Annotated in this window: 18 protein-coding genes, 2 tRNA genes and 2 rRNA genes; 10 read left to right on the top strand and 12 right to left on the bottom strand. The window is 67.4% G+C overall.

Annotated features, from left to right (window positions below; all coding sequences use genetic code 11):
* Positions 1 to 3: 3 nt before the first annotated feature.
* The 4 genes from MPE_RS01745 to MPE_RS01730 form a co-directional block, all read right to left on the bottom strand.
* Positions 4 to 1,692: an AMP-binding protein gene (locus tag MPE_RS01745; RefSeq protein ID WP_011827945.1), complete on the bottom strand. Its 1,689-nt coding sequence runs from the start codon at positions 1,690 to 1,692 to the stop codon at positions 4 to 6.
* Between the two features lie 13 nt (positions 1,693 to 1,705).
* Positions 1,706 to 3,421: an AMP-binding protein gene (locus MPE_RS01740; protein ID WP_011827944.1), complete on the bottom strand. Its 1,716-nt coding sequence runs from the start codon at positions 3,419 to 3,421 to the stop codon at positions 1,706 to 1,708.
* 123 nt (positions 3,422 to 3,544) lie between these two features.
* Positions 3,545 to 3,877, bottom strand: a complete 333-nt coding sequence (locus MPE_RS01735; RefSeq protein WP_036230207.1) for a c-type cytochrome — start codon at positions 3,875 to 3,877, stop codon at positions 3,545 to 3,547.
* 11 nt (positions 3,878 to 3,888) lie between these two features.
* Entirely contained in the window at positions 3,889 to 5,577 is a 1,689-nt protein-coding gene (locus MPE_RS01730; RefSeq protein WP_011827942.1) for a methanol/ethanol family PQQ-dependent dehydrogenase, read from the bottom strand.
* Positions 5,578 to 5,735: 158 nt separating this feature from the next.
* On the opposite strand from MPE_RS01730, the gene MPE_RS24895 reads away from it, so the two are divergent.
* Complete coding sequence (locus MPE_RS24895; RefSeq protein WP_011827941.1) at positions 5,736 to 6,986, top strand: GAF domain-containing protein; 1,251 nt, start codon at positions 5,736 to 5,738, stop codon at positions 6,984 to 6,986.
* A 2-nt stretch (positions 6,987 to 6,988) separates the two neighbouring features.
* On the opposite strand, the gene MPE_RS01720 is transcribed toward MPE_RS24895, so the two are convergent.
* Positions 6,989 to 8,068: a substrate-binding domain-containing protein gene (locus tag MPE_RS01720; RefSeq protein WP_036230185.1), complete on the bottom strand. Its 1,080-nt coding sequence runs from the start codon at positions 8,066 to 8,068 to the stop codon at positions 6,989 to 6,991.
* Positions 8,069 to 8,191: 123 nt separating this feature from the next.
* On the opposite strand from MPE_RS01720, the gene MPE_RS01715 reads away from it, so the two are divergent.
* The 4 genes from MPE_RS01715 (at position 8,192) to MPE_RS01700 (ending at position 15,041) form a co-directional block, all read left to right on the top strand.
* Positions 8,192 to 9,913, top strand: coding sequence for an NADH-ubiquinone oxidoreductase-F iron-sulfur binding region domain-containing protein (locus MPE_RS01715; protein WP_011827939.1), 1,722 nt, complete (start codon positions 8,192 to 8,194; stop codon positions 9,911 to 9,913).
* Positions 9,910 to 12,777, top strand: coding sequence for a formate dehydrogenase subunit alpha (fdhF, locus tag MPE_RS01710; protein ID WP_011827938.1), 2,868 nt, complete (start codon positions 9,910 to 9,912; stop codon positions 12,775 to 12,777). Before MPE_RS01715 ends, fdhF begins: the two co-directional genes overlap by 4 nt.
* Before the next feature lie 282 nt (positions 12,778 to 13,059).
* Positions 13,060 to 13,677 (top strand): hypothetical protein, encoded by a 618-nt coding sequence (locus MPE_RS01705; protein WP_148210868.1) that lies wholly within the window; start codon positions 13,060 to 13,062, stop codon positions 13,675 to 13,677.
* 179 nt (positions 13,678 to 13,856) lie between these two features.
* Positions 13,857 to 15,041 carry a methyl-accepting chemotaxis protein gene (locus tag MPE_RS01700; protein ID WP_011827936.1) on the top strand — a complete coding sequence of 395 codons (1,185 nt, stop codon included), beginning with the start codon at positions 13,857 to 13,859 and terminating at the stop codon, positions 15,039 to 15,041.
* A gap of 81 nt (positions 15,042 to 15,122) precedes the next feature.
* Here the strand turns inward: MPE_RS01700 and MPE_RS01695 are convergent, their stop codons facing one another.
* Positions 15,123 to 15,968 (bottom strand): fumarylacetoacetate hydrolase family protein, encoded by an 846-nt coding sequence (locus MPE_RS01695; protein WP_011827935.1) that lies wholly within the window; start codon positions 15,966 to 15,968, stop codon positions 15,123 to 15,125.
* A gap of 73 nt (positions 15,969 to 16,041) precedes the next feature.
* Here MPE_RS01695 and MPE_RS01690 point away from each other — a divergent pair, with 73 nt between their 5' ends.
* The 5 genes from MPE_RS01690 to MPE_RS01670 are packed head-to-tail and all read left to right on the top strand — an operon-like array spanning position 16,042 to position 20,218.
* Positions 16,042 to 17,379, top strand: coding sequence for a class I SAM-dependent methyltransferase (locus MPE_RS01690; RefSeq protein WP_011827934.1), 1,338 nt, complete (start codon positions 16,042 to 16,044; stop codon positions 17,377 to 17,379).
* A 12-nt stretch (positions 17,380 to 17,391) separates the two neighbouring features.
* Entirely contained in the window at positions 17,392 to 17,715 is a 324-nt protein-coding gene (locus MPE_RS01685; RefSeq protein ID WP_011827933.1) for a DUF1840 domain-containing protein, read from the top strand.
* Positions 17,716 to 17,746: 31 nt separating this feature from the next.
* Positions 17,747 to 18,385 (top strand): YbhB/YbcL family Raf kinase inhibitor-like protein, encoded by a 639-nt coding sequence (locus MPE_RS01680; RefSeq protein WP_011827932.1) that lies wholly within the window; start codon positions 17,747 to 17,749, stop codon positions 18,383 to 18,385.
* Positions 18,385 to 19,086, top strand: coding sequence for a histidine phosphatase family protein (locus MPE_RS01675; RefSeq protein WP_011827931.1), 702 nt, complete (start codon positions 18,385 to 18,387; stop codon positions 19,084 to 19,086). The genes MPE_RS01680 and MPE_RS01675 overlap by 1 nt, the downstream gene beginning before the upstream one ends.
* 13 nt (positions 19,087 to 19,099) lie before the next feature.
* On the top strand, positions 19,100 to 20,218 hold the full coding sequence (locus tag MPE_RS01670; RefSeq protein WP_011827930.1) for a DSD1 family PLP-dependent enzyme: 1,119 nt from the start codon (positions 19,100 to 19,102) through the stop codon (positions 20,216 to 20,218).
* 22 nt (positions 20,219 to 20,240) lie between these two features.
* Here MPE_RS01670 and MPE_RS01665 read toward each other — a convergent pair whose 3' ends face one another.
* The 6 genes from MPE_RS01665 to MPE_RS01640 form a co-directional block, all read right to left on the bottom strand.
* A complete protein-coding gene (locus MPE_RS01665) occupies positions 20,241 to 21,296 on the bottom strand; it encodes a class I SAM-dependent methyltransferase (protein WP_011827929.1) in 1,056 nt (351 codons plus the stop codon).
* A gap of 263 nt (positions 21,297 to 21,559) precedes the next feature.
* Positions 21,560 to 22,627 (bottom strand): Holliday junction branch migration DNA helicase RuvB, encoded by a 1,068-nt coding sequence (gene ruvB / locus MPE_RS01660; protein ID WP_011827928.1) that lies wholly within the window; start codon positions 22,625 to 22,627, stop codon positions 21,560 to 21,562.
* Positions 22,628 to 22,762: 135 nt separating this feature from the next.
* Positions 22,763 to 22,875 (bottom strand): 5S ribosomal RNA (gene rrf / locus MPE_RS01655).
* A gap of 117 nt (positions 22,876 to 22,992) precedes the next feature.
* Positions 22,993 to 25,868, bottom strand: a 23S ribosomal RNA gene (locus MPE_RS01650).
* Between the two features lie 255 nt (positions 25,869 to 26,123).
* A tRNA-Ala gene (locus MPE_RS01645) sits at positions 26,124 to 26,199 on the bottom strand.
* Between the two features lie 11 nt (positions 26,200 to 26,210).
* A tRNA-Ile gene (locus tag MPE_RS01640) sits at positions 26,211 to 26,287 on the bottom strand.
* Positions 26,288 to 26,381 lie beyond the last annotated feature (94 nt).

Genomic DNA, 26,381 nt, shown 5'->3' with positions numbered 1-26,381 from the left:
GCCTCAGGCCGTCTTCACGTCGACCAGGCCCAGCAGCTCCTTCATCTGCTCGCGCATCCTGAACTTCTGGATCTTGCCGGTCACCGTCATCGGGAAGGCGTCGACGAAGTGGATGTGGCGCGGCACCTTGTGGCGCGCGATCTCGCCGTCGCAGAACGCGCGCAGTTCGTCGGCGCCGAGCTGCTCGCCGGCCCGCACGATGACGCAGGCACACAGCTCCTCGCCGTACTTCGGGTCGGGCACGCCGATCACCTGCACGTCCTGCACCTTGGGGTGGCGGTAGAGGAATTCCTCGATCTCGCGCGGGTAGAGGTTCTCGCCGCCGCGGATGACCATGTCCTTCAGGCGGCCAACGATGTTGCAGTAGCCCTCGGCATCCAGCGTGGCGAGGTCGCCGGTGTGCATCCAGCCCGCCGCATCGATGGCCTCGCGGGTCTTCGCCGCGTCGTCCCAGTAGCCCAGCATGACCGAGTAGCCGCGCGTGCACAGCTCGCCGGGTTCGCCGCGCGGCACGATGCGGCCGGCCTCGTCGACGAGCTTCACCTCGCAATGCGGCTGGATGCGCCCGACGGTGGACACGCGCCGCTCCAGCGGGTCGTCGGTGGCGCTCTGGAAGCTGACGGGCGATGTCTCGGTCATGCCGTAGGCGATGGTGACCTCGGCCATGTGCATCTTGTCGACCACGCGGCGCATCACCTCGATCGGGCAGGGGCTGCCGGCCATGATGCCGGTGCGCAGGCTGCGCAGGTCGTGGCGCGCGAAGTCGGGGTGGTCGAGCTGGGCGATGAACATCGTCGGCACGCCGTACAGCACGGTGCAGCGTTCCTCGGCCACCGCCGCCAGCGTGGCCGCGGCATCGAAGCCCTCGGACGGGTAGACCATGGTCGCGCCGTGCGTGAGTGCCCCCAGGTTGCCCATCACCATGCCGAAGCAGTGGTACAGCGGCACCGGGATGCACAGCCGGTCGCCCGGCACGAGGCGGATCGCCTCGCCGACGAAGTGGCCGTTGTTCAGGATGTTGTGGTGGGACAGCGTCGCGCCCTTGGGGTTGCCGGTGGTGCCCGAGGTGAACTGGATGTTGATCGGGTCGTCGAACTGCAGCGTCTCGCCGAGCCGGGCCAGGTCGACCCGGTCGTCGGCGCGCGGCGTGCGCAGCAAGGTGTCGAAGTTCAGCATGCCCGGCGTCGCCTCCGCGCCCAGACGGATCACGAATTCCAGGTCCGGCAGGCGTTTCGCGCGCAGCCGCCCTGGCGCGCATTGCGCGAGCTCGGGCGCCAGGTCGGCGAGCATCGCGAGGTAGTCGCTGCCCTTGAACGACGGCGCGGCGATCAGCGCGCGGCACCCCACCTTGGTGAGGGCGTATTCGAGCTCGCTGCGCCGGTAGGCCGGGTTGATGTTCACCAGCACCAGCCCGAGCTTGGCGGTGGCGAACTGCGTCAGCGTCCACTCGGCGTTGTTGGGTGACCAGATGCCGATGCGCTCGCCGGCCTTCAGGCCCAGGCGCATCAGGCCACAGGCCAGCGCGTCGACGCGCTGGCGCAGCTCGGCGTAACTGAGCCGCAGTTGCTGGTGCCGCACCACCAGCGCGTCGCGCTCGGCATGGCGCTCGCAGGCCGCGTCGAACCAGCGACCGATGGTCTCGCCGATCAGAGTCTGCGCCGAGGCGCCGTGCACGTAGCTCGCGTTGTCCATGCGCGCCTCCTGCTCAGGCCTCGGCCTTCAGTTGCGGGAAGTCCTCCTCGAAGAACTCGCCGGCCGCGCGCACGCCGGCCGCGCGCCGCTCGACCTCCTGCGCGCGCAGCTGCACACGACGGATCTTCCCGGAGATGGTCTTGGGCAGCTCGGTGACGAACTCGATGCGCCGCACCCGCTTGTAGGGCGCGAGCTGCTTGCGCGCGAAGCCGAGGATCGCCTCGGCCAGCGCACGGTCGGGCGTCTGGCCGGCGGTGAGGATCAGGTAGGCCTTGGGCACGGCGAGCCGCAGCGGATCCGGGCTGGGCACCACCGCCACCTCGGCCACCGCCTCGTGCTCGATCAGCGCGCTCTCCAGCTCGAAGGGACTGATGCGGTAGTCGGAGGCCTTGAACACGTCGTCGGCGCGGCCGACGAAGGTGATGTAGCCCTCGGCATCGCGCGCCGCGACGTCACCCGTGTGGTAGTAGCCGTCGCGCATCGCGTCGGCGGTCTTCTCGGCGCTGTCCTGGTAGCCGACCATCAGCCCGAGCGGCCGTTCGGCCAGCACGATGCAGACCTCGCCCTCGTCGGCCTCCTTGCCGTCGGCATCGATCAGCGCGATGCGGTAGCCCGGCAGCGGCCGGCCCATCGAGCCGGGCTTGAGCGGCTGGCCGGGCGCATTGCCGATCTGCGCGGTGGTCTCGGTCTGGCCGTAGCCGTCGCGCACCGTCATGTCCCAGGCGGCGCGCACCTGCTCGATGATCTCGGGGTTGAGCGGCTCGCCCGCGCCGATCAGCTCGCGCAGCGCGAGCCGGCCACGGTAGGCGCCCAGGTCTTCCTGCACCATCATGCGCCACACCGTGGGCGGCGCGCACAGGCTGGTGACGCGGCAGCGCTCGAGCACGGCCAGCAGCCCGCCCGCGTTGAAGCGGGCGGTGTTGTAGATGAACACGCAGGCGCCGGCATTCCACGGCGCGAAGAAGCAGCTCCACGCATGCTTGGCCCAGCCGGGCGAGGAGATGTTGAGGTGCACGTCGCCCGGCCGCAGGCCGATCCAGTACATCGTCGACAGGTGCCCCACCGGATAGCTCTGGTGGGTGTGCAGCACCAGCTTGGGCTTGGAGGTGGTGCCCGAGGTGAAGTACAGCAGCAGCGGGTCGCTGGCGCGCGTCGGTCCGTCGGGGGTGAAGGCGGACGGCGCGGCGGCGGCGTCCTCGAAGCGCTGCCAGCCGGGCTGGGCCTCGCCGATGCTGATGCGCGTGTAGTCGCCCGGCAGCGGCGCGAACTTGTCGGTCTGCGCGCTGGCCGTCACCACGTGCCGCACGTCGCCGCGCTCCATGCGGTCGCGCAGATCCTCGGTGGTCAGCAGCGCCGTGGCCGGGATCAGCACCGCGCCCAGCTTCATCGCCGCCAGCATGGTCTCCCACAGCGCCAGCTCGTTGCCGAGCATCAGCAGCACGCGGTCGCCGCGCCGCACACCCAGGGCGCGCAGGTGGTTGGCCACCTGGGCCGAGCGCTGCGACAGCTCGCGGAAGGAGCGCTTCACCTCGCTGCCGTCCTCGCCGACGATCCACAGCGCCGGCGCATCGGCGCGTGCGGGGTCGCGCGCCATCGCGTCGAAGTGGTCCAGCGCCCAGTTGAACTCGCCGAGCGCCGGCCAGCGAAACTCTCGCGCTGCAGCGGCCTGGTCGTCGCGCAGGCGCAGCAGCAGGTCACGGGCTTGCAGGAAGGGGACGGCGGATGTCATGGCGAACTCCTGATCGGCGGACCGCATCGATGCTAGGGGCGGCCCCTGCAGGGCCGCCAGAGGGAGAAACCGAAGCGGGTCTACCCGGTCCGGCCGCGACACGGCCCCACCGCTTCGCCGCCTTCACGGCGGGCTGGCGGCAGCACTGACGAACAGCCACAGCGACGCCAGTTCGTCCGGCTGGAAGGTCGAGCCCCAGGCCGGCATGGCACGCAGCCCCTGCGTCACCGATCGTTCGAAGCGCTCGCGCTGTTCCTTCGGGAAGCTGCGCAGGTCGAAGCTGGCACCGTTGCTGACCATGTTCACGCCGTGACAGCGCGCGCAGTAGCTGGTGTAGAGCGAGCGCCCCAGCGCGGCGCTCGCGCCGCCTTCGGGCGCCTGCGCTCGGGCCACCGGCCCCGGCAGCAGAACGGCCGCCAGCAGCGCGGCGAACACGGCCGCACGGGCGCGGGTCATCGCGGCCGGCATCAGTCGATCAGCCTGAAGGTCCACACCGACGAGCCCGCCGGCACCTGCGCCAGCTTGGCATCACCGCCGAGGAAGCCGTACACGGTGGCGGCGCCGCTGGTCACGGTGACGTACTGCTGGCCCTTGAGTTCCCAGGTGATCGGCAGGCCGGAGATGCCCGAGCCGGTCTGGAACTGCCACAGCTTCGTGCCGGTGTCGGCGTCGAAGGCCATGAACTCGCCGGTCTGCGCGCCGGTGAACACCAGCCCGCCAGCGGTGGAGAGCACGCCGCTCCAGTACGGCGCGGCGGTCGGGCTCTCCCACAGCTTCCTGCCGGTGGTGGGATCCCAGGCGACCAGCGCGCCACGCATGCCTCCGTCCGGATCGACCCACCCCCCGAGTTCGAGCCCCAGGTACCAGGCCCCCTGGCGGTAGGCCGGGGTGCCGTACTTGACCTTCATGCCGAAGTTGAGCGTGTTCAGGTAGACGCGCTTCTTCAGCGGGTCGAAGCTCATCGGCATCCAGTTCTTCGCACCGAAGGCACTGGGCCAGGCCTCGATGAAGTCCTTGCTCTCGACATTGGACCGCACTGCCTTCGTCATCTCGGTGTCGATGGGGCGGCCGGTCTTCATGTCGATGCCGCTCGCCCAGTTGACCTTCTGCGCGAACTGCGTGGCCGATAGCAGCTTGCCGTTGCTGCGGTCGAGCACGTAGAAGTAGCCGTTGCGGTTGGCCTGCATCAGCACCTTGCGGGCGGCGCCGTTCACCGGCAGTTCGCCCAGCACCAGCTCGTTGGTGGCGTCGTAGTCGTAGGGGTCGCCGGGCGAGGTCTGATAGTGCCAGACGATCTTGCCGGTGGCCGGGTCGAGCGCGAGGATGGAGCAGATGTAGAGCGAATCCTTGCCGCGCCACGCCGGGTTCCACGGCCCGCCGTTGCCGGTGCCCCAGTAGACGAGGTTGAGCTCCGGGTCGTAGGTGCCGGTCAGCCAGGTGGGCGCACCGCCCTTGTCGTGGCGGTCGGCGTTCCAGGTCTCCGAGCCGGGCTCGCCGGGAGCGGGCACGGTCCAGGTGCGCCACTTCTTCTCGCCGGTCTTCAGGTCCCAGCCATCGAGGAAGCCACGCGTGCCGTACTCGCCGCCGGAGATGCCGGTGATCAGCACGCCGCCGGCGACCAGCGGCGCGTGGGTCATGCTGTAGCCCTGCTTGTAGTCGGCCGCCTTCTGCTTCCACAGCGTCTTCCCGCTGGCCATGTCGATGGCCAGCACGTGGGCATCGATGGTGGTGCGGTAGAGCACGCCATCGAGCGCGGCCATGCCGCGGCTCTGGATGCCGCAGCAGAGGTAGCCGTTCACGTCGGCCGGCAGGTCGATGGCGACCTTCCACTTCTGGCGACCGCTCTCGGCGTCGATCGCCACCGTGGCGTTGTGCGTCGACACGTACATCACGCCGCCGATCAGCAGCGGCTGCGTCGAGGCGTTCGCGGAGTTGTCGAGGCTAAGGTTCCAGGCCGGCACCAGGCGCTTGACGGTGGTCTTGTTGATCTTGGCCAGCGCCGAGTAGCGCTGCTGCCCCCAGCCCATGCCGTAGGTCGTCACGTCGCCGGGCGTCGTCGCGTCGCGCTTGAGGTCGTCGATCGTCTGCGCCAGCGCCAGGGGCGCCAGACATGCCAGGGCCACGCCGAGCACGGCCCTCGCGAAATCCCGCTTCATCCTTCGTCTCCCATTGCGACGGCCCGACGACATGCCGCAGCCTCAGAATGCAGGGCGAACGATAGGTTTTGCCTCCCAGGCAGCCCAATCAAGTAGTTTCCCTAGGCGTTTTTTGTTCCAGCCTGGTACAGATTCACGCACCCTCACGGAGTCCGTCCATGACCGCCAGAGTGCCCGCTGTTCGCCAACGACCCAGCCCCGAATCCCGTCTGCCGGCCGGCCCCTTCTTCGCCACCGCCGAGCAGCGCGTGGCCCTGGCACGCGAGCGCTTCTTCGAGGAGGGCGTGCGCCCCTCGGGGCTGGTGCCCGAACTGGTGATCCAGTCGTGGACACGTTGCGTCGGCGCGCGCCGCAGGCCGAACGAGCACGTGACCTTCTCGCCGATCACCAAGTCGCGCGTGGCGGGCGCGCTGGCGCGCAACCGCCAGCTGCTCGACGCGGCGAAGGACGATCTGTCGCAGCTCGACGCGGCCCTGGCCGGCACCGCCTGCAAGGCCCTGCTGACCAGCAACGACGGCGTGATCGTGCATGCGACGCCCACCGCCCTCGGCGAGGGTCGGCTGATGCCGATCATGGCGCGGGTCGGCAACGATCTCGCCGAGTCCAACGTCGGCACCGGCGCGCCCGGCGTGTCGGCGCGCACCGGCGAGGTCTGCGTGGTGAGCGGCGCCGAGCACTTCTTCAGCGGCTTCAACGTGATGTACTGCGCCGCCGCACCGATCCGCAACACGCACGGCGAGATCGCCGGCGTGCTCGATCTGTCGTCCGAGGAGGAGCAGTTCCGCTTCGACGCGGCGGCGATGGTGCGCCTCTATGCGACGACGATCGAGAACCGCCTGCTGCGCGCGCAGTCGCGCGAGCATCTGCTGCTTCGCTTCCAGTCGAGCCCGGGCCTGCTGCACACGCCCCTCGAGGGCCTGGCCGCGATCGACGGCAACGGCCGCGTGTGCTGGGTCAACGGCGCGGGCACCCGGCTGCTGGCGGGCGCGCACGCCGGCTCGCCGACGGTCGAACAGACCTTCGGCATCGACCTCGAGAGCCTGCTCTCGCTGGCCCACGGAGCCCGCGTGCAGTCGCACCGCGTTCCGGGCGGGCTGGGCATGTGGCTCGAGGCGCAGCCGCCCGAGAAGGACGGCCACCACGGGGCCACGGCATTGGCTTTCGCCAGCCCGGTGGCGACGCCCGCTTTCTCCGAGCCCGATAGCGCGACCGCAACCGCGACCGCGCCGGTCGGCGGCGACGCGCGCAGCGAGGGCGAGGCGCTGACGCTGGTGGACTCGCACCGCCGCATGATCGACAGCACCCTGCTCGAATGCGGCGGCAACGTGTCGCGCGCCGCGCGCCAGCTCGGCGTGTCGCGCGGCCTCATCTACCGGCGCCTGCGCGAGCGGCGCAGCAAAGACGCCTGACCCTAGCGGTCGAACGCCTCGGTCACGCTCAGCACCCGGCCGGTCTCGCCGGCCTCGTAGCCGACCAGCGACGACACCGACGAGCGGTAGACCGGCGACTGCATCAGGTCCAGCACGGTGCGCATGGCCGGCCGGTTCAGCGACGCGGTCGGCAGCGCGAAGAAATAGCGCTCGCGCACCAGCGGGATGAACGGCAGGCCGAAGCGCTGCGCCGCGGTCTGCACGCCGATGCCGACGTCGGCCATGCCGCTGGCGATGTAGGCGGCCACTGCCGCATGCGTGAATTCGGTGCTCTCGTAGCCGCTGATCTCGGCCGGCACCACGCCCGCCTGGTTCAGCAGCAACTCGGTGAGCATGCGCGTGCCCGAACCCTCGGGCCGGTTGACGAAGCGCACGCCGGGGCGCTGCAAGTCGGCCAGCGTGCGGATGCGCTTGGGGTTGCCCGGTGCGACGAACAGGCCCTGGGTACGCACCGCCAGGTGCACCAGGCTGTGGGTCTGCGGCTTGAGCCACTTCATGTAGCGCTTGACCGCCGGCGCCTCGAACTCGCCGATCGGCACGTGGAAGCCGGCCAGGTCGCACTCGCCGCGCGCCAACGCCGACACCGACTCGAAGCTGTTGCGGTAGCGCAGCTCGACCGACAGCGACGCGGCCTCGAGCTTCTCCACCAGCGCCGCCACCGCAAAGCCATGGCTGGCGTGCAGGCGCAGCGCCGCGGAGCCATCGGTGCGTTGCGGCAGCGTGCGGCCGAGCTCGTTCTCCAGCTCCGACGCCAGCGACGACAGCAGCGGTGACAGCCGCGCGGCAATGCGGCGATCGGCCCAGATCAGCTTCTCGGCCAGCGGCGTCAGCGTGGAGCCGCGGCCGCGGCCGGCGTTGACCAGCGGGTAGCCGAACAGGTCCTCGGCACGCTTCACCTGCCCCCAGGCGTGGCGGTAGGACAGGCCGACGCTGCGAGCCGCCTGCGCGATCGCGCCGGTCTCCTGGATCGCGGCCAGCAGGGTCAGCAGCGCGGTGGTGTCGACGAGGTGGTCGACGTCCTGGGCGACGCCCCAGTGAGGGGTGATCTGGATCCGCATGATTAGGCGGCCTTGTGCATATCAGAGTGAGGGGGGCCCGCTATCGTCCCGGGACGAGACAGCGCCCGGGCATATGCTCATTGAAACATAAGCGAACGGCGCCGATACCCAAGGAATTCCCGAGCTATGAATGCGCCCGTGATCCCGATCCAGGTCCTGCGCGACCCGGCCGTCAAACCGCGTCGGGCCTCGGGCGACCGCCCGGTCGACGCCCAGGCATTGAGCACGGTCCAGGCCCTGCTGGCGGCCAGGCCTCAGACCCCGTTGCGGCGCGACCTGCTGATCGAGCACCTGCACACGCTGAACGATCATTTCGGTCAGCTGCGCACCGACCATCTGGCTGCTCTGGCTCAGTTACTGCGCCTTTCCCAGGCCGAAGTTTATGAAGTGGCGAGCTTTTATCACCACTTCGAAGTGGTCCAGGCGAAGGCCGACGGCAGCTATCCGGAGCCCGCGCCGCTGACCGTCCGCGTCTGCGACGGCATCGCCTGCGAGCTGACCGGCGCCCGGGATCTGCTGACCCGCCTGCCCGCATTGCTGGGGACCGAGGTGCGCGTGATCGCCGCCCCGTGCATCGGCCGCTGCGAGCAGGCCCCGGCGGCCGTCGTGCACCAGTGCCCGGTGCCGAACGCGACACCCGAAGCCGTGCAGGCTGCAGTGACCGCCGGCCGCACGAAGCACGAACCCGCGCCTTACACCACGCTCCCGTCCTATCACGACGCCGGCGGCTACCGCACGCTGCGGCAGTGCCTGAGCGGCGAACGGCCGCTGGAGACGGTGCTGTCGACGATGGAAGCTTCGGGTCTGCGCGGGCTCGGGGGGGCCGGCTTCCCGGCCGGGCGCAAGTGGCGCATCGTGCGCGAGCAGGCGGCGCCGCGCCTGATGGCGGTGAACATCGACGAAGGCGAGCCGGGCACCTTCAAGGACCGCCATTACCTCGAGCGCGATCCGCACCGCTTCCTCGAGGGCCTGCTGATCGCGGCCTGGGCGGTCGGCGTCGACGCCGTCTACATCTACCTGCGCGACGAGTACCACGGCTGCCGCACCCTGCTCGAGCGCGAGCTGGCGGCGCTGCGAGCCGACCCGCCGATGCGCGACATGCCGGCGATCGAGCTGCGCCGCGGCGCCGGCGCCTACATCTGCGGCGAGGAGTCCGCGATGATCGAGTCGATCGAAGGCAAGCGCGGCATGCCGCGCCTGAGACCGCCCTACGTGGCGCAGGTCGGCCTGTTCGGGCGCCCGACGCTGGAGCACAACTTCGAGACGCTGTACTGGGTGCGCGACATCCTCGAGAAGGGTGGCGACTGGTTCGCCGGCCACGGCCGCCACGAGCGCAAGGGGCTGCGCTCGTTCTCGGTGAGCGGCCGCGTGAAGAAGCCGGGCGTGCACCTCGCGCCGGCCGGCATCACGCTGCGCGAGCTGGTCGACGAGTACTGTGGCGGCATGCTGGACGGCCACCAGCTGCACGCCTACCTGCCGGGCGGCGCCTCGGGCGGCATCCTGCCCGAGCGCCTGGCCGACGTGCCGCTGGACTTCGACACGCTGCAGCCGCACGGCTGCTTCATCGGCTCGGCGGCGGTGGTGGTGTTGTCTGACCAGGACCGCGTGACGGACGTGGCGCGCAACCTGATGCGCTTCTTCGAGCACGAGAGCTGCGGGCAGTGCACGCCGTGCCGTTCGGGCACCGCCAAGGTCAACGAACTGATCGCCAGCGACCGCTGGGACCTGCCGCTGCTCGCCGAGCTGTCGCAGGTGATGCGCGATGCGTCCATCTGCGGCCTGGGCCAGGCGGCGCCGAACCCGGTGGACTGCGTGATCAAGTATTTTCCGGAAGAGCTGACGGCATGAACGCACCGCTGACTTCGAAGCTGCTCGCGCCACAGGCCGCGATGGTGGAGTTCTCGCTCGACGGCCGCACGGTCAGCGCCGGCGCTGACGAGACGATCTGGACCGTCGCGAAGCGCGAAGGCACGACCATCCCCCACCTGTGCCACAAGGAGGGCCTGACGCCAGCCGGCAACTGCCGCGCCTGCGTGGTCGAGGTGGAGGGCGAACGGGCACTGGCCGCCTCGTGCTGCCGCAACGTCGCCGCCGGCATGAAGGTGCAGACGCAGAGCCCGCGCGCCGCGTCGGCCCGCAAGATGGTGGTCGAGCTGCTGGTCAGCGACGCCGGTGCCACCACCGACACCTACACGAAGGCCTCGGAACTCAGCCAATGGGCCGAACAGCTGGCCGTGCCGCGCGGGCGCCTGCCGCAGCGCGACGCGCCGCATTACGCGGCGGCCGACCCTTCGCACCCGGCGATCGCGGTGAACCTGGACGCCTGCATCCAGTGCACGCGCTGCCTGCGCGCCTGCCGCGACGAGCAGGGCAACGACGTGATCGGCCTGGCCTTCCGCGGCGCGCATGCGCAGATCACCTTCGATGCCGGTGCGACGCTCGGCGAGTCGAGCTGCGTGGCCTGCGGCGAATGCGTGCAGGCCTGCCCGACCGGCGCACTGATGCCGGCCCGCGGCGCCGGGCTGCTGGAAGTGACGAAGCAGGTGGATTCGGTCTGCCCCTACTGCGGCGTAGGCTGCCAGCTCACCTGGAACGTCGGTCCGAACGCACAGGGCGAGGAGCGCATCCATTTCGTGACCGGCCGCGACGGCCCGGCCAACCACGGGCGGCTGTGCGTGAAGGGTCGCTATGGCTTCGACTACATCCACAACCCGCGCCGCCTGACCACGCCGCTGATCCGACGCGAAGGCGTGGCCAAGGACCCGGCCGACATCGAGCGCCTCAAGCAGGGCCAGCTGAAGCCGACGGACATCTTCCGCACGGCGACCTGGGACGAGGCGATGGAGCTCGCGGCCGGCGGCCTGGCCCGGCTGCGCGACGAGGCGCTGGCGGCCGGCCTGCGCGGCAACGACATCCCGCTCGCGGGCTTCGGCTCGGCCAAGGGCAGCAACGAGGAGGCCTACCTGTTCCAGAAGCTGGTGCGGCAGGGCTTCCGGACCAACAACGTCGATCACTGCACGCGGCTGTGCCATGCCAGCTCGGTGGCGGCGCTGCTGGAGGGCATCGGCTCGGGGGCGGTCAGCAACCCGGTGGAGGATGTCGCCCACGCCGACCTGATCTTCCTGATCGGCGCGAACCCGGCGGTGAACCACCCGGTCGCGGCGAGCTGGATCAAGAACGCGGTCGACCGCGGCGCCCGGCTGGTGATCTGCGATCCGCGTCACACCGCGCTGACGCGTCGCGCCACCTGGCACCTGCAGTTCCGTCCCGACACCGACGTCGCGCTGCTCAACGGGCTGCTGCACGTGATCGTCGCCGAGGGACTGGTCGATGAGGCCTTCGTCGCGGCGCGCGTCAACGGCTACGAGGCACTGAAGGCCTCGGTGGCCGAGGCGACGCCGGAGCGCATGAGCGAGATCTGCGGCATCGACGCGCAGACGATCCGCGACGTGGCCCGCGCCTATGCCACCAGCAAGGGCTCGATGATTCTCTGGGGCATGGGCGTGAGCCAGCATGTGCACGGCACCGACAACGCGCGCGGGCTGATCGCGTTGGCGATGCTGACTGGCCAGATCGGACGTGTCGGCACCGGCCTGCATCCGCTGCGCGGCCAGAACAACGTGCAGGGCGCCAGCGACGCCGGGCTGATCCCGATGATGCTGCCCAACTACCAGCGCGTCATCAACCCGACGGTGCGCCAGGCCTTCGAGCGCCTGTGGGCCACGCCCGAGCCACTGGATGCGACGCCCGGCCTGACCGTCGTCGAGATCATGCATGCGGCCAGCGAAGGCCGCATCCGCGGCATCTACGTCGAGGGCGAGAACCCGGCGATGTCGGACCCCGACCTCAGCCATGCCCGCCGGGCACTGGCAGGCCTGGAGCATCTGGTCGTGCAGGACATCTTCCTCACCGAGACCGCGATGCTGGCCGACGTGGTGCTGCCGGCCTCGGCCCATGCCGAGAAGTGGGGCAGCTACACGAACACCGACCGGCTGATCCAGATCGGCCGCCCCGCGCTCGATCCGCCCGAGCTCGCGATGCAGGATCTGTGGATCATCGAGCGCGTCGGCCGGCGTCTGGGCCTGGCCTGGAACTACTGGCGCGACGAAGACGGCGGCGGCAAGCGCGCCTCGCAGGCGGCGGTGGCGCGCGTCTACGAGGAGATGCGCGTCAGCATGCCGCCGCTGGCCGGCGTCCCCTGGAGCCGCCTGGTCAAGGCCGACGCGGTGATGACGCCCGCGGCGAGCGAGGACGACCCCGGCGCTGCGGTGGTCTTCATCGATCGCTTCCCGACGGCCGACGGCCGAGCGACCGTGGTACCGACCGTGTTCCGCCCCGGCGCCGAGCAGATCGACGCCGAGTACCCCTTCGTCCTGACCACCGGCCGCGTGCTCGAGCATTGGCACACCGGCGCGATGACACGGCACGCCAGCATGCTGGACGCCATCGCGCCCGAGGCGCTGGTGTCGCTGCATCCGGCGGATGCGCTGACGGTCGGCGTGCGCGACGGCCAGGCGGTGCTGATGTCGACGCGGCACGGTGCGGTGCAGGCGCGCGTGCGCGTCAGCACCGAGGTGCAGCCCGGCCAGGTGTTTCTGCCGTTCGCCTTCTGGGAGGCGGCGGCGAACAAGCTGACCGGCGACGCCCTGGACGACGTGGCGAAGATCCCTGGCTTCAAGGTCACGGCCGCCAAGCTCAGCGTGATCGCCTGAGCACGGCGCCGCGCCGGCGCGCGCGGCCCGCCGTCGGCGTGCGCCATCTTCCTACGCGCAGCGTCAGCCGCGTCCGACGGAACGCGCGCGCGCCGGGTGCGACATTGGACTCATCGTCGTCCACCCCCTCAGGCGCGTGCCATGTCCACCCCCTCAAGCCAGTGCCCGGCGGCCGTGCCGCCCTCCGCGACGCCGGGGCCGAGGCGTACGATGAATTCCATGGACGGGTCGGCGCACGGAAAGTGTCTCGAACGCACCCGCCGAGTCGCTGTGGCAGTGCTGATGGCACCGCTCCTCGCAGCAGCCCAGGCGGAGGAAAGCCCGTGGCGCGCCGAGACGCCGGCGCCGATCGCCGAGCCGCCGGACGGCGAGCAGACCCTGGCGCTGTGGAACGACAGCCGTCGCCGCGACCGGATCCACTATTCCACCAGCGTCGAGATCCGGCAGGAGCCGGGACTCGACCGCCAGGTTTCGGGCGCGCTTGAGCTCGGCAACCGCGCCGAGACCTCGAGCATCGACTACCGCTGGTGGGCGTCGAGCGGCCGGGTGGCGCTGGCGCTGGGGGTCGGCACCGTGACGCACAGCGTGATCGCGCCCGCGATCGGCAGCGAGCCGGAGCGGCTGACCGGGCAGACCGGCGGGCCGGCCGTCACCGTGGGCTGGCGGCTGCAGCTGTCGGACCAGTCGACGCTGTACGCCGACACCTCGGCGGCCCAGGGCCTGGGCCCGAACCCTGCCGCGGCGTACTACACCACCCGCGGCGGTGTGGAATGGAAGACGCGCAAGTCGCGCCTTGGCTTCGACCGCGGCAGCGTGGCGATGCAGCTCGACTCCGGTTACCGGCTCTCGCTGCGCACTCGCCGCGGCGGCGTGGCGCTGGTGCTGCGCGGCAGCTTCTGAGCCCTCGCGGGGTCTGCCCCGTGAAAACCCTGGCAAATCCGCCGCTGATCCCCGCTTCAGTCCGGGTCGCCCGGGTCGATATTCCCCGGAGACCCCAAGGATGCCGGCTTGCCGTGTGCACACCGGCCCGGGACCGGGATTCGTGATGAAACGAACCCGACGTAGCGGAGACCTTCACGATGAACTTGCTGAACTACCGACTGACCACTCGCATCGCCGCAGGCTTCACCATCATGGTGGTGCTGACGCTGGCGCTCGGGGCCCTCAGCGTCTGGAACGTGCGCTCGGCCACCGGCGAGGCCTATGCCCTGCTCGCCGCCGTGAACGATCCGGCCGTATCGACCAAGCTGGGCGACCTGCAGAAGAACGCGCAGCGCACGCTGTGGACGATCGCCGGCCTGGTGCTGGCGACCGCGGTGTTCGGCGCCTGGCTGGGCTGGGCGATCCGCCAGAGCGTGCGGGGGCCCGTCGAAGACGTGGTGGCGTCGGTGTCGCGCATCGCCGCCGGCGACCTGGCGACGAAGATCTCGTCCAGCGGCCGCGACGAGATCGCCTGGCTGAACCACGAACTCAACCAGATGCGCAAGAAGCTGCTGAGTACGATCGCCCAGGTGCGGGAATCGGCCGAGCAGGTGTCCGTGGCCTCGAACGAGATCGCCTCGGGCAACACCGACCTGAGCACCCGCACCGAGACCCAGGCGAGCGGCCTGCAGCAGACCGCCAGCTCGATGGAGCAGCTCACGTCGACCGTGCGTCAGAACGCCGACAACGCGCAGCAGGCCAACCAGCTGGTGGTCAGCGCCAGCGACGTGGCCAGCCGCGGCGGCGAGGTGATGACGCAGGTGGTCTCGACCATGAACGACATCAACAGCAGCGCCCGCAAGATCGCCGACATCATCGGCGTGATCGACGGCATTGCCTTCCAGACCAACATCCTGGCGCTCAACGCGGCGGTGGAAGCCGCTCGCGCCGGCGAGCAAGGGCGCGGCTTTGCTGTGGTGGCCGGTGAGGTGCGCAACCTGGCGCAGCGCAGCGCCGCTGCCGCCAAGGAAATCAAGACGTTGATCGGCGACTCGGTCGACAAGGTGGAAACCGGCACGCGGCTGGTCGATCAGGCCGGCTCGACGATGGACGAGATCCTCGCCAGCGTGCGCCAGGTAACGCACATCATGAGCGAGATCAGCGTCGCCAGCCGCGAGCAGAGCGCAGGCATCGAGCAGGTGAACCGCTCGATCGAGCAGATGGACAGCTCGACCCAGCAGAACGCCGCGCTGGTGGAACAGGCCGCCGCCGCATCGCATTCGCTGCGCGATCAGTCGCACAAGCTGACCGAAGCGGTGAAGGTGTTCAAGCTGGCGGCCTGAGTCCGGCTTCCACTTCTCGAACGAGGGCGCCTGCGGGCGCCCTTTTTCACGTCGGGTGCGGCGTCGCCCGGATCGCCCTGCTCACCCGGGGACGACCACCTGGCGCTGTGCGCCCAGGCCCTCGATGCCCAGGCTCACCACGTCGCCGACCTTCAGGAACTGCGGCACCGGCTTCATGCCCAGGCCCACCCCGGGCGGCGTGCCGGTGGCGATCACGTCGCCGGGCAGCAGCGTCATGCATTCGCTGACATAGCTGATGATCCGCGCCACGCTGAACACCATCGTCGCGGTGTTGCCGCGCTGGCGCGACGCGCCGTTGACGTCCAGCCACATCGACAGCACCTGCGGGTCGGGGACCTCGTCGCGCGTCACGAGCCAGGGGCCGATCGGACCGAAACTGTCGAAGCCCTTGCCTTTGTCCCAGGTGCCACCGCGCTCGGCCTGCCAATGGCGCTCGCTCACGTCGTTCACCACGCAGTAGCCGGCCACGTGGTCCAGCGCCTGGGCCTCGGACACGCGCTTGGCGGTCTTTCCGATCACGACGCCCAGCTCAACCTCCCAGTCAGTCTTCAGGGATCCCGGCGGCAGCTCGATGGGGTCGTTGGGGCCGGTGATGCAGGTGGTCGCCTTCATGAAGACGATCGGCTCGGTCGGCACCCGCATGCCGGACTCGGCAGCATGGTCGCTGTAGTTCAGGCCGATCGCGACCAGCTTGCTGATGCCGGTGAACGGCACACCCAGGCGCGGCGTGCCGCGCACGCGCGGCAGGCTCTCGGGTTTGATCCGGCGCAAGCGCTGCAGGCCCGCCAGTCCGAGGCTCGGCAGGTCGAGGTGCGGCGTCACGCCGGACAGGTCGCGCAGCACGCCGTGGGCATCCACCAGGCCCGGCTTCTCGCGCCCCGGCATACCGTAACGAATCAGTTTCATTGGCAAGGGTGATGCGGCACCGCCGCATTCTGGGTAAATTTGCGTCGAGCATAGCGTCAGGAGTTCATCACCAATGAGCACGCTGAAGCCGATGACCACGCCGTCGATCGATGGCAACGCCACCGCACCGCGATCCGGGGCCCCGGCGCGCTGGATCGCCACCGTGTCCGCGCGCCTGCAGTCTCTGCCGGTGCGGACACGCCTCGAGCTGCCAGGGGGCATTGCGGTGGGGGCCGAGCACGCTTCGGTCGTGCTGCGACTGCTGGACGCGCGCCTGCTGCCGCTGCTGGCGCTCGGTCAGGTCGGCCGGCTGGCCGAGGCTTACGTCGAAGGCCAGTTGCAGATCGACGGCACGATGCGCGACCTTGCGGAGGTGGCAGCGGCCCTGGTGCCAGGCGACCCGACGCGACTGGACGACGCCGCCGGTCCGGCCCGCTGGTGGTCACGGCTGCGGCGCAGCAGCCGCTCGCTGTCCCGGCACCAGCCGCGGCGCGACCGCGAGCAGATCGAGTTCCACTACGACGTCTCGAACGACTTCTACGCGCTGTGGCTGGACCCGCGGCGCGTGTACTCCTGCGCCTACTGGCCCGACGGCGTGAACACCCTCGCGGCGGCGCAGGAAGCCAAGCTGGAGCTGCTGTGCCGCAAGCTGATGCTCCGGCCCGGCGAGCGGCTGCTCGACGTCGGCGCCGGCTGGGGCGCCTTGCTGCTGTGGGCGGCAGAGCACCATGGCGTGCGGGCGCACGGCATCACGCTATCGACGCAGCAGCATGCCTACGTGATGCGGCTGATCGCCGAGCGCGGCCTCGCCGACCGCGTGAGCATCGCGCTGTGCGACTACCGCGACGTGCCCGAGCACGGCACGGACGGCGGGCCCTACGACAAGATCGCTTCGATCGGCATGTTCGAGCACGTCGGCCGGGCCCAGTTGCTGCCCTACTTCCGCAAGCTCCGGCGACTGCTGAAGCCAGGCGGCTTGCTGATGAACCACGGCATCACCGCCGGCGGGCTGCACAACGAGCAGCTCGGCGCTGGCATCGGCGATTTCGTCGAGCGCTACATCTTCCCGGGCGGCGAACTGGTGCACGTTTCGCACGTGATGGCGGCGATGGCCGAGGCCGGGCTGGAGACGCTCGACGTCGAGAACCTGCGTCCCCACTACGCCCGCACGCTGTGGGCCTGGAGCGATGCCCTGGAGGCCCGGCTCGACGCGGCGCGTGCGCTGACCAGCGAGCGCGTGGTGCACGCCTACCGGCTCTATCTGGCGGGCAGCGCGATGGGCTTCGAGCGCGGTTGGATGTCGCTGAACCAGTTGCTGGCCAGCCGGCCCGACGGGAAGGTCGGGGCGACGCCGGTGCGCGGGGCACAATCGGTCTACCCATTCCAGCGCGACCACCTGTATCGATCCTGAAAGGTCGAAACCATGCTGTACAAGTTCAAGTCCAAGGCGGCCGGCGACGTGATCATGACCGGCCCGATCGGCGATGCCGTGCTGCGCACGATGGGCAAGGAGCCCGGCGCGAAAGGCATCGTGCTGCCGGCCGACATGCCCGGGGCGATTGCCGCGCTCGAGTCCGCGGTGCTTGCCGAGGAGCAGGCGCGCCAGCAGGCCGAGGCCGACGCGCGCGCCGACGGCAAGACGCTGCCACCACGCGAGGGCGTGAGCCTGCGCCAGCGGGCCTGGCCGCTGGTGGAGATGATGAAACGCGCGCACGCCGCCGACGAAGAGATCGTCTGGGGCGTCTGACCCACGACGGCCACGCACGACAGGACCGCCGATGAAATTGACGAGCAGCAGCTGGGCCGACGGCGCCCTCATTCCGCAGCAGTACGCGGCCGGCCGGCCCGACGCCACGAGCACCGTGAGCTTCTCGGACAACGTCTCGCCGCAATTGGCCTGGAGCGGCGTGCCGCCCGGCACGAAGAGCCTGGCGCTGATCTGCCATGACCCCGACGTGCCGAGCCGCGGCGACGACGTGAACCAGCCCGACCGGGAAGTCCCGGCCGACCTGCCGCGGGTCGATTTCTTCCACTGGGTGCTGGTCGACCTGCCGCCGTCGCTGGGCGCGCTGGCGGAGGGCGAGTTCAGCCGCGGCTTCACGGTGCGTGGCAAGCCCGGCCCGGCCACACTGCACGGCGCCCGCCACGGACTCAACGACTACACCGGCTGGTTCGCCGGCAACGCTGACATGAGCGGGAGCTACCATGGCTACGATGGCCCGTTCCCGCCCTTCAACGACGCGCTGCGGCATCGCTACATCTTCACGCTGTATGCGCTCGATGTCGCACGGCTCGCGGTCGAAGGCAGCTTCACCGGCGCGCAAGTGCGGGCTGCGATGCGCGGCCATGTGCTGGCGGAGGCGTCCTTCAGCGGCGGCTACAGCCTCAACGCACGTCTGAACGCGAGCGGCACCTGATGCCGCAGTCGCAACTCACCCGCATCGTCGCGGTACGCCACGGCGAGACCGCGTGGAACGTCGACACGCGCATCCAGGGCCAGCTCGACATCGGCCTGAACGACAAGGGCCGCTGGCAGGCCGGGCGCGTGGCGCAGGCCCTCAGCGGCGAAGGCCTCGACGTGGTCTATGCCAGCGACTTGGCGCGCGCCCATGACACCGCACTCGCCATCGGCGCGGCCGCCGGGCTCGCGGTTCGGACCGACCGCGGACTGCGCGAACGAGCCTTCGGTCGGTTCGAGGGCCAGACCTGGGCGGACATCGAGACCCACTGGCCCGCCGAGAGCGCGCGCTGGCGGGCGCGCGATGTCGACTTCGGCCCGGAAGGTGGCGAGACCTTGCGTGCCTTCTACGCGCGCGTGGTCGATACCGCCGAGCGGCTGGCAAGCCGCCATCCGGGCCAGGTGATCGCACTGGTGGCGCACGGCGGCGTGATGGACTGTCTGTATCGCGCCGCAGCGCGCGTTGGCCTCGACGCGCCGCGCACCTGGCAGCTCGGCAACACCGCGGTCAACCGGCTGCTGTACACGCCCGAGGGCTTTACGCTGGTCGGCTGGAGCGACACCTCGCACCTCGATGGCCTGCAGCACGATGAGTTCAGCGACGGCGCCCGCGATAGCCAACCTGCCGCTGCGGGCGACAAGGTCGGCCACGCGGCCTGAGTCGACTCGCCCGATGCGTCCTGCTCCCGCCCGGGTCGGTGATCCCGTTGACGCGATCGACAGCCCCGCGCTGGTGGTGGAAATCGACGCCTTCGAGCGAAATCTCGCCGCCATGGACGCCTTTGCCCGCTCGCACGGCGTGCGGCTGCGGCCCCACGCCAAGACCCACAAGTGTTCGGCGATCGCGCTGCATCAGGTCGCCCGCGGCGCGGTCGGTGTGTGCGTGCAGAAGGTCGGCGAGGCCCTGGCGCTGGCCGCCGGCGGGGTGCGCGATGTGTTCGTCAGCAACGAGGTGATCGCACCCACCAAGCTGGCGCGGCTGGCGGCGCTGCCGTCCGACGTCCAGCTGGCTATCGCGGTCGACAGCGTGGTCGGCATCGAGCGCCTGGCTGCGGCGATCCAAGCGAGCGGCCGGCAGATCGACGTCTACGTCGAGATCGACGCCGGCCAGGGCCGCTGCGGCGTGCCAGCCGCCGAGGCCGGTGCGCTGGCGCGTCAGGTCGTCGCGCACGATGGCCTGCGCTTCGCCGGCTTGCAGGCCTACCACGGCGGTGCGCAGCACCTGCGCAGCGTCGCCGAGCGGGAAACGGCGATCCGCCAAGCCGTCGCGATGGCCACCGCCGCACGCGCCGCGGTCACGTCCCTCAGCATCGATTGCCCGCTGGTCACGGGCGCCGGCAGCGGCAGCTTCCTGCTCGAGGCCGCCAGCGGTGTCTACGGCGAGATCCAACCGGGCAGCTATGCGTTCATGGACGCCGATTACGCGCGCAATGCACCGTTGCCCGGGTCCCCGCGCTTCGAGCATGCCCTGTTCGTCAGGAGCCAGGTGATCGCCCGCCATGCGGCGCATGCGGTGGTCGACGCCGGCCACAAGTCGCACGCGATCGATTCCGGCCTGCCGACAGTGTGGGGCCGAAACTTCGAGTTCAGGAATGGTGGTGACGAGCACGGCCTGCTGCACCCGCGCGGCGACGAGCCGCTGCCGGCGATGGGCGACACCGTGTGGCTGGTGCCAGGCCATTGCGACCCGACCGTCAACCTGCATGAGCACCTCGTCGCCGTGCGCGGTGGCCTCGACCGGGGGGTTGTCGAGGCGGTGTGGCCGATCGATGCGCGCGGTCGGCTCGACTGAGGCACGCCGTCGACCCTGGCGGCTAGGGCCGCGCCTCGAACACCAGGTTGAACGGCGTTTCGGTCGCGCGCCGGAACTGCCGGAAGCCGCCGTCGTTGACGACCGTGCGCAGGCGTCGCTCGCCGGCCTGAGCGCCGAGCGCCAGCCCCACCTCCTGTGAACGCGAGGCGGGCGTGCAGATCATCGTCGAGGCCGAATAGAAGATGCGGCCGACCGGGTTGAGGTTGTCCTGCAGCGCATCGTGGGCGAACGGCTCCACGATCATCCAGCAGCCGCCGGGCTTCAGCGCCGCCCTGACGTGACGCGAGGCGCCAACCGGATCACCCATGTCGTGCAGGCAATCGAAGAAGGCCACGAGATCGTAGTCGCCACCGGGGAAGTCCTTGGCCGAGGCCACCTCGAAGCTCACCCGGTCGGCGACCCCCGCCTCGGCCGCCACCTGTCGCGCCCAGTCGATCGACGGCGCGTGGTAATCGAAGCCGACGAAGCGGCTCTCCGGATAGGCTTCTGCCATCAGGATCGTGGAGGCGCCGTGGCCGCAACCCACATCAGCCACCCGTGCGCCGGACTTGAGGCAAGACTCCACCCCATCGAGGGCGGGGATCCAGTTCGTTACGAGGTTGGCCGCATAGCCCGGCCTAAAGAAGCGCTCGGTGCCCTGGAACAGCAACGGGTCGTGCTGGTGCCAGCCGAAGCCCAGTCCGGTGCGGAACACGCCAGCCAGCTTGGGCACGGCCTTCAGTGCACCAAGCGCCACCTGGAAAGCCCCCGGCACGAAGGCCGGGCTGCCCTCGGTGGCCAGCGCGAACACCTGCTCTTCGGTCATGTGGAACTGCCGGGTGTCGGCGTCGTATTCGACATAGCCGGCCGCCGCCTGAGCGCTCAGCCATTCGCGCACATAGCGCTCGTCGGTCTGGGTTCGGCTCGCCAGGTCGGCCGGGCTCATCGGCCCGTCGGCCAGCGCCTTGTACAGACCGAGCTGGTCGCCGAGCACCACCGTACCGGCATGCAGGGCGGCGCCGATGTCGACCACGAAGCGACCCATGAAGGCATTGAGCTTGTCCATGTCGATAGCCATGACGGACTCCTTGGTCTGGAAAGTGGCAGTGTCCGGGAGGCTCCCGGGGCGCACGAAAGAGGCATCGCCTTCCTCATCGTAGCGACTGGATTCCAGATCCCCAGCGGTGTTTGCGAGCGCTGGCACGGCGCTTTGCGCCGACGACGTCCAAGCGGTCGATCGCCTGTTCATGGACATTGGCCACTTCGTCGGCAGACGAGGCGCAAGGTCTCGTTGGGGAAGGACCGCCCCTGACGGATATCGCGGGTCGGTAGAGCCTGTTGTTATGCGTCGAACAACTCGCTGCCGGAGGTCGTCGGCGGCAACACGCCAAGATGGCGGTACGCCGCCGCCGTTGCGATGCGACCGCGCGGCGTGCGCTGAAGGTAGCCTTGCTGGATCAGATAGGGCTCGATCACGTCCTCGATGGTGCCGGACTCCTCACCGATCGCCGCCGCGACATTGTCGAGGCCGACCGGTCCACCATCGAAGCGATGAATCACCGCCTCGAGCAGCTTGCGGTCCATCACATCGAAGCCCTGGGGATCGACGTCGAGCATGGCGAGCGCCTTGTCGGCGATCGCGGCATCGATGCGGCCGTCGCCCTTGACCTGTGCGTAGTCGCGCACTCGTCGAAGCAGGCGATTGGCGATGCGTGGCGTTCCTCGTGAGCGCTTGGCGATCTCCAGCCCGCCCGCCGTATCGGTCGGCACTTGCAACAGCCCCGCGGAGCGGGTGACGATGCGGGCCAACTCCTCGACCGAATAGAACTCCAGGCGCGCCACGATGCCGAAGCGATCGCGCAATGGATTCGTCAGCATTCCGGCTCGGGTCGTCGCGCCGATCAGCGTGAAGGGCTGCAACTCGAGCTTGATCGAACGGGCGGCCGGCCCCTCGCCGATCATGATGTCGATCTGATAGTCCTCCAGTGCAGGGTAGAGGATCTCCTCCACCACCGGGGACAGACGGTGGATCTCGTCGATGAACAAGACATCGTTGCGCTCGAGATTGGTCAGGATTGCCGCCAGGTCCTTGGGCTTCTCGAGCACCGGGCCCGAGGTTTGACGCAGATTGACGCCGAGTTCGGCCGCGATGATGTGCGAGAGCGTGGTCTTCCCTAGGCCAGGAGGGCCAAACAGAAGGACGTGGTCAAGCGCCTCAGACCGCTTGCGAGCGGCACCAATGAAGATCTCCAACTGCTCACGGGCCTTGGCCTGACCCACGTAGTCGGCCAGACCCTTCGGACGGAGCGCCCGCTCGATCGCCTCCTCATTGGGTGACGCCGGTGCTGTACTGACCACGCGACGTGCGGCCGGCGAGGACGAAGCGAAATCGTCAGTCTGGATGCTCATGCTGCAATTGTGCGGGACACGCCATGCCAGTGCGACGCCTCATCGAAAACAGCGCAGAGGAATCTTGACGATTCATATCGACGCCCAAAAGCAAAAACGCCCAACCATGGTGGTTGGGCGTTCTGCTTAATATTAGCCTGACAATGTCCTACTTTCACACGGGAACCCGCACTATCATCGGCGCTGAGGCGTTTCACTGTCCTGTTCGGGATGGGAAGGAGTGGGACCACCTCGCTATGGTCATCAGGCTTAACCGGACACCGCGCTGCTCACAGAGCAACACAGCCAATTCGTAGAATCTTATCAGATTTTGATTGCGCCATCACGGCATAACAGTCGACAACTCAAATCGTCGTCAAAATTATAGGGTCAAGCCTCACGAGCAATTAGTACCGGTTAGCTTAACGCATTACTGCGCTTCCACACCCGGCCTATCAACGTCCTGGTCTCGAACGACTCTTCAGGGGGCTCAAGGCCCCGGCAGATCTCATCTTGAAACGAGTTTCCCGCTTAGATGCTTTCAGCGGTTATCTCTTCCGCACTTAGCTACTCGGCAATGCCACTGGCGTGACAACCGATACACCAGAGGTGCGTCCACTCCGGTCCTCTCGTACTAGGAGCAGGCTTCCTCAAATCTGCAGCGCCCACGGAAGATAGGGACCAAACTGTCTCACGACGTTTTAAACCCAGCTCACGTACCTCTTTAAATGGCGAACAGCCATACCCTTGGGACCGGCTACAGCCCCAGGATGAGATGAGCCGACATCGAGGTGCCAAACACCGCCGTCGATATGAACTCTTGGGCGGTATCAGCCTGTTATCCCCAGAGTACCTTTTATCCGTTGAGCGATGGCCCTTCCATACAGAACCACCGGATCACTTAGTCCTACTTTCGTACCTGCTCGACTTGTCAGTCTCGCAGTCAAGCACGCTTATGCCTATGCACTATCAGCACGATTTCCGACCGTGCCTAGCGTACCTTCGAACTCCTCCGTTACGCTTTGGGAGGAGACCGCCCCAGTCAAACTGCCCACCATGCACTGTCCCCAACCCGGATAACGGGCCAAGGTTAGAACCTCAAACACACCAGGGTGGTATTTCAACGTTGGCTCCACGACACCTAGCGGCACCGCTTCAAAGCCTCCCACCTATCCTACACAGATCTGTTCAAAGTCCAATACAAAGCTACAGTAAAGGTTCATGGGGTCTTTCCGTCTTTCCGCGGGGAGATTGCATCATCACAAACATTTCAACTTCGCTGAGTCTCTGGAGGAGACAGTGTGGCCATCGTTACGCCATTCGTGCAGGTCGGAACTTACCCGACAAGGAATTTCGCTACCTTAGGACCGTTATAGTTACGGCCGCCGTTTACTGGGACTTCAATCAAGAGCTTGCACCCCATCATTTAATCTTCCAGCACCGGGCAGGCGTCACACCCTATACGTCGACTTTCGTCTTTGCAGAGTGCTGTGTTTTTAATAAACAGTCGCAGCCACCGATTCTCTGCGGCCTCATTGGGCTCCCCCTGTACGGGATCACCTACTAAAGGCACACCTTCTTCCGAAGTTACGGTGTCAATTTGCCGAGTTCCTTCTCCAGAGTTCTCTCAAGCGCCTTAGAATACTCATCTCGCGCACCAGTGTCGGTTTGCGGTACGGTCGTGTGTAGCTGGAGCTTAGTGGCTTTTCCTGGAAGCAGGGTATCACTCACTTCAGCGGCAAGCCGCCTCGTTATCACGCCTCATCTAAGATCTCCGGATTTGCCTAGAGACCACGACTACACGCTTGAACCGGGACATCCAACACCCGGCTGAGCTAACCTTCTCCGTCCCCACATCGCACTACACATCGGTACAGGAATATTGACCTGTTTCCCATCAGCTACGCATCTCTGCCTCGCCTTAGGGGCCGACTCACTCTACGTCGATGAACGTTGCGTAGAAAACCTTGCGCTTTCGGCGAGGGGGCTTTTCACCCCCTTTAACGCTACTCATGTCAGCATTCGCACTTCCGATACCTCCAGCAGGCTTCACAACCCACCTTCACAGGCTTACGGAACGCTCTCCTACCACGTACGCTTACGCGCACATCCGCAGCTTCGGTTACTGGCTTAGCCCCGTTACATCTTCCGCGCAGGACGACTCGATCAGTGAGCTATTACGCTTTCTTTAAATGATGGCTGCTTCTAAGCCAACATCCTGACTGTTTTAGCCTTCCCACTTCGTTTCCCACTTAGCCAATATTAGGGACCTTAGCTGGCGGTCTGGGTTGTTTCCCTCTTGTGTCCGGACGTTAGCACCCGGTGCACTGTCTCCCAAGCTGTACTCATCGGTATTCGGAGTTTGCAATGGTTTGGTAAGTCGCCATGACCCCCTAGCCATAACAGTGCTCTACCCCCGATGGTAATACTTGAGGCACTACCTAAATAGTTTTCGGAGAGAACCAGCTATTTCCAAGTTTGTTTAGCCTTTCACCCCTATCCACAGCTCATCCGCTAGTTTTGCAACACTAGTCGGTTCGGACCTCCAGTGCGTGTTACCGCACCTTCATCCTGGCCATGGATAGATCACTTGGTTTCGGGTCTACACCCAGCGACTGAACGCCCTATTCGGACTCGATTTCTCTACGCCTTCCCTATTCGGTTAAGCTTGCCACTGAATGTAAGTCGCTGACCCATTATACAAAAGGTACGCAGTCACCCTTGCGGGCTCCTACTTTTTGTATGCATGCGGTTTCAGGATCTATTTCACTCCCCTCCCGGGGTTCTTTTCGCCTTTCCCTCACGGTACTAGTTCACTATCGGTCGATTACGAGTATTTAGCCTTGGAGGATGGTCCCCCCATCTTCAGACAGGATTTCTCGTGTCCCGCCCTACTTGTCGCACGCCCAGTTCCACAGCCGAATTTTTTCATACGGGGCTATCACCCGCTATGGCCAGCCTTTCCAGACTGTTCTGATAATTCGACTGCTAAAACGTGCAGGCTGGTCCGATTTCGCTCGCCACTACTTTCGGAATCTCGGTTGATGTCTATTCCTCGAGCTACTGAGATGTTTCAGTTCACCCGGTTCGCCTCGCATGACTATGTATTCATCATGCGATACCCTTGCGGGTGGGTTTCCCCATTCGGAAATCTCCGGATCAAAGCTAATTTGCCAGCTCCCCGAAGCTTATCGCAGGCTATCACGTCCTTCATCGCCTGTAATCGCCAAGGCATCCACCACATGCACTTAGTCACTTGACCCTATAACTTTGACGCCTCGCTGAAGAAGCATCGTCAAGGACTGATTTGAGTATTTGCGTTATGCCGTTTCTTCAAATTCTTGCGAATTGAAGTTTGTTGACGCAATCAAAAATGTTGCCGACGGCACGGTCCGCCATGAAGCGGTTTCCGCCGACAACTCTGATTTGACTCTACGAATTGTTAAAGAACGACAGACGATCTGACGATCGCATGCGTCAGGGGCCGTAAGCCACTGACGCTTGGGATCGAATTTGATGGTGGAGGTGAACGGGATCGAACCGATGACCCCCTGCTTGCAAAGCAGGTGCTCTCCCAGCTGAGCTACACCCCCACGGAATGGATTGGTGGGTCTGGTTGGATTCGAACCAACGACCCCCGCCTTATCAAGACGGTGCTCTAACCAACTGAGCTACAGACCCATGCATTCACGAAACGCTGCGGTCCGCTCATCACGTCAACCAGGCGTTGGCCTTGCGGTTACGTCAAGCCGGTCACGTTTCAATTTCTGTCGTC

Origin of the sequence: Methylibium petroleiphilum PM1 (assembly GCF_000015725.1) — a bacterium.
GTDB classification, from domain to species: Bacteria; Pseudomonadota; Gammaproteobacteria; order Burkholderiales; family Burkholderiaceae_C; genus Methylibium; species Methylibium petroleiphilum.
Note: the sequence above shows the minus strand (reverse complement) of the source record. Positions and strands in the feature narration are given on the sequence as shown.

Bases quoted from the DNA above. Each gene is read 5' to 3' on its own strand.
- MPE_RS01745 (WP_011827945.1), bottom strand. From the start codon at position 1,692: ATGGACAACGCGAGCTACGTGCACGGCGCCTCGGCGCAGACTCTGATC.
- MPE_RS01740 (WP_011827944.1), bottom strand. From the start codon at position 3,421: ATGACATCCGCCGTCCCCTTCCTGCAAGCCCGTGACCTGCTGCTGCGC.
- MPE_RS01735 (WP_036230207.1), bottom strand. From the start codon at position 3,877: ATGACCCGCGCCCGTGCGGCCGTGTTCGCCGCGCTGCTGGCGGCCGTT.
- MPE_RS01730 (WP_011827942.1), bottom strand. From the start codon at position 5,577: ATGAAGCGGGATTTCGCGAGGGCCGTGCTCGGCGTGGCCCTGGCATGT.
- MPE_RS24895 (WP_011827941.1), top strand. From the start codon at position 5,736: ATGACCGCCAGAGTGCCCGCTGTTCGCCAACGACCCAGCCCCGAATCC.
- MPE_RS01715 (WP_011827939.1), top strand. From the start codon at position 8,192: ATGAATGCGCCCGTGATCCCGATCCAGGTCCTGCGCGACCCGGCCGTC.
- fdhF (WP_011827938.1), top strand. From the start codon at position 9,910: ATGAACGCACCGCTGACTTCGAAGCTGCTCGCGCCACAGGCCGCGATG.
- MPE_RS01705 (WP_148210868.1), top strand. From the start codon at position 13,060: ATGGCACCGCTCCTCGCAGCAGCCCAGGCGGAGGAAAGCCCGTGGCGC.
- MPE_RS01700 (WP_011827936.1), top strand. From the start codon at position 13,857: ATGAACTTGCTGAACTACCGACTGACCACTCGCATCGCCGCAGGCTTC.
- MPE_RS01695 (WP_011827935.1), bottom strand. From the start codon at position 15,968: ATGAAACTGATTCGTTACGGTATGCCGGGGCGCGAGAAGCCGGGCCTG.
- MPE_RS01690 (WP_011827934.1), top strand. From the start codon at position 16,042: ATGAGCACGCTGAAGCCGATGACCACGCCGTCGATCGATGGCAACGCC.
- MPE_RS01685 (WP_011827933.1), top strand. From the start codon at position 17,392: ATGCTGTACAAGTTCAAGTCCAAGGCGGCCGGCGACGTGATCATGACC.
- MPE_RS01680 (WP_011827932.1), top strand. From the start codon at position 17,747: ATGAAATTGACGAGCAGCAGCTGGGCCGACGGCGCCCTCATTCCGCAG.
- MPE_RS01675 (WP_011827931.1), top strand. From the start codon at position 18,385: ATGCCGCAGTCGCAACTCACCCGCATCGTCGCGGTACGCCACGGCGAG.
- MPE_RS01670 (WP_011827930.1), top strand. From the start codon at position 19,100: ATGCGTCCTGCTCCCGCCCGGGTCGGTGATCCCGTTGACGCGATCGAC.
- MPE_RS01665 (WP_011827929.1), bottom strand. From the start codon at position 21,296: ATGGCTATCGACATGGACAAGCTCAATGCCTTCATGGGTCGCTTCGTG.
- ruvB (WP_011827928.1), bottom strand. From the start codon at position 22,627: ATGAGCATCCAGACTGACGATTTCGCTTCGTCCTCGCCGGCCGCACGT.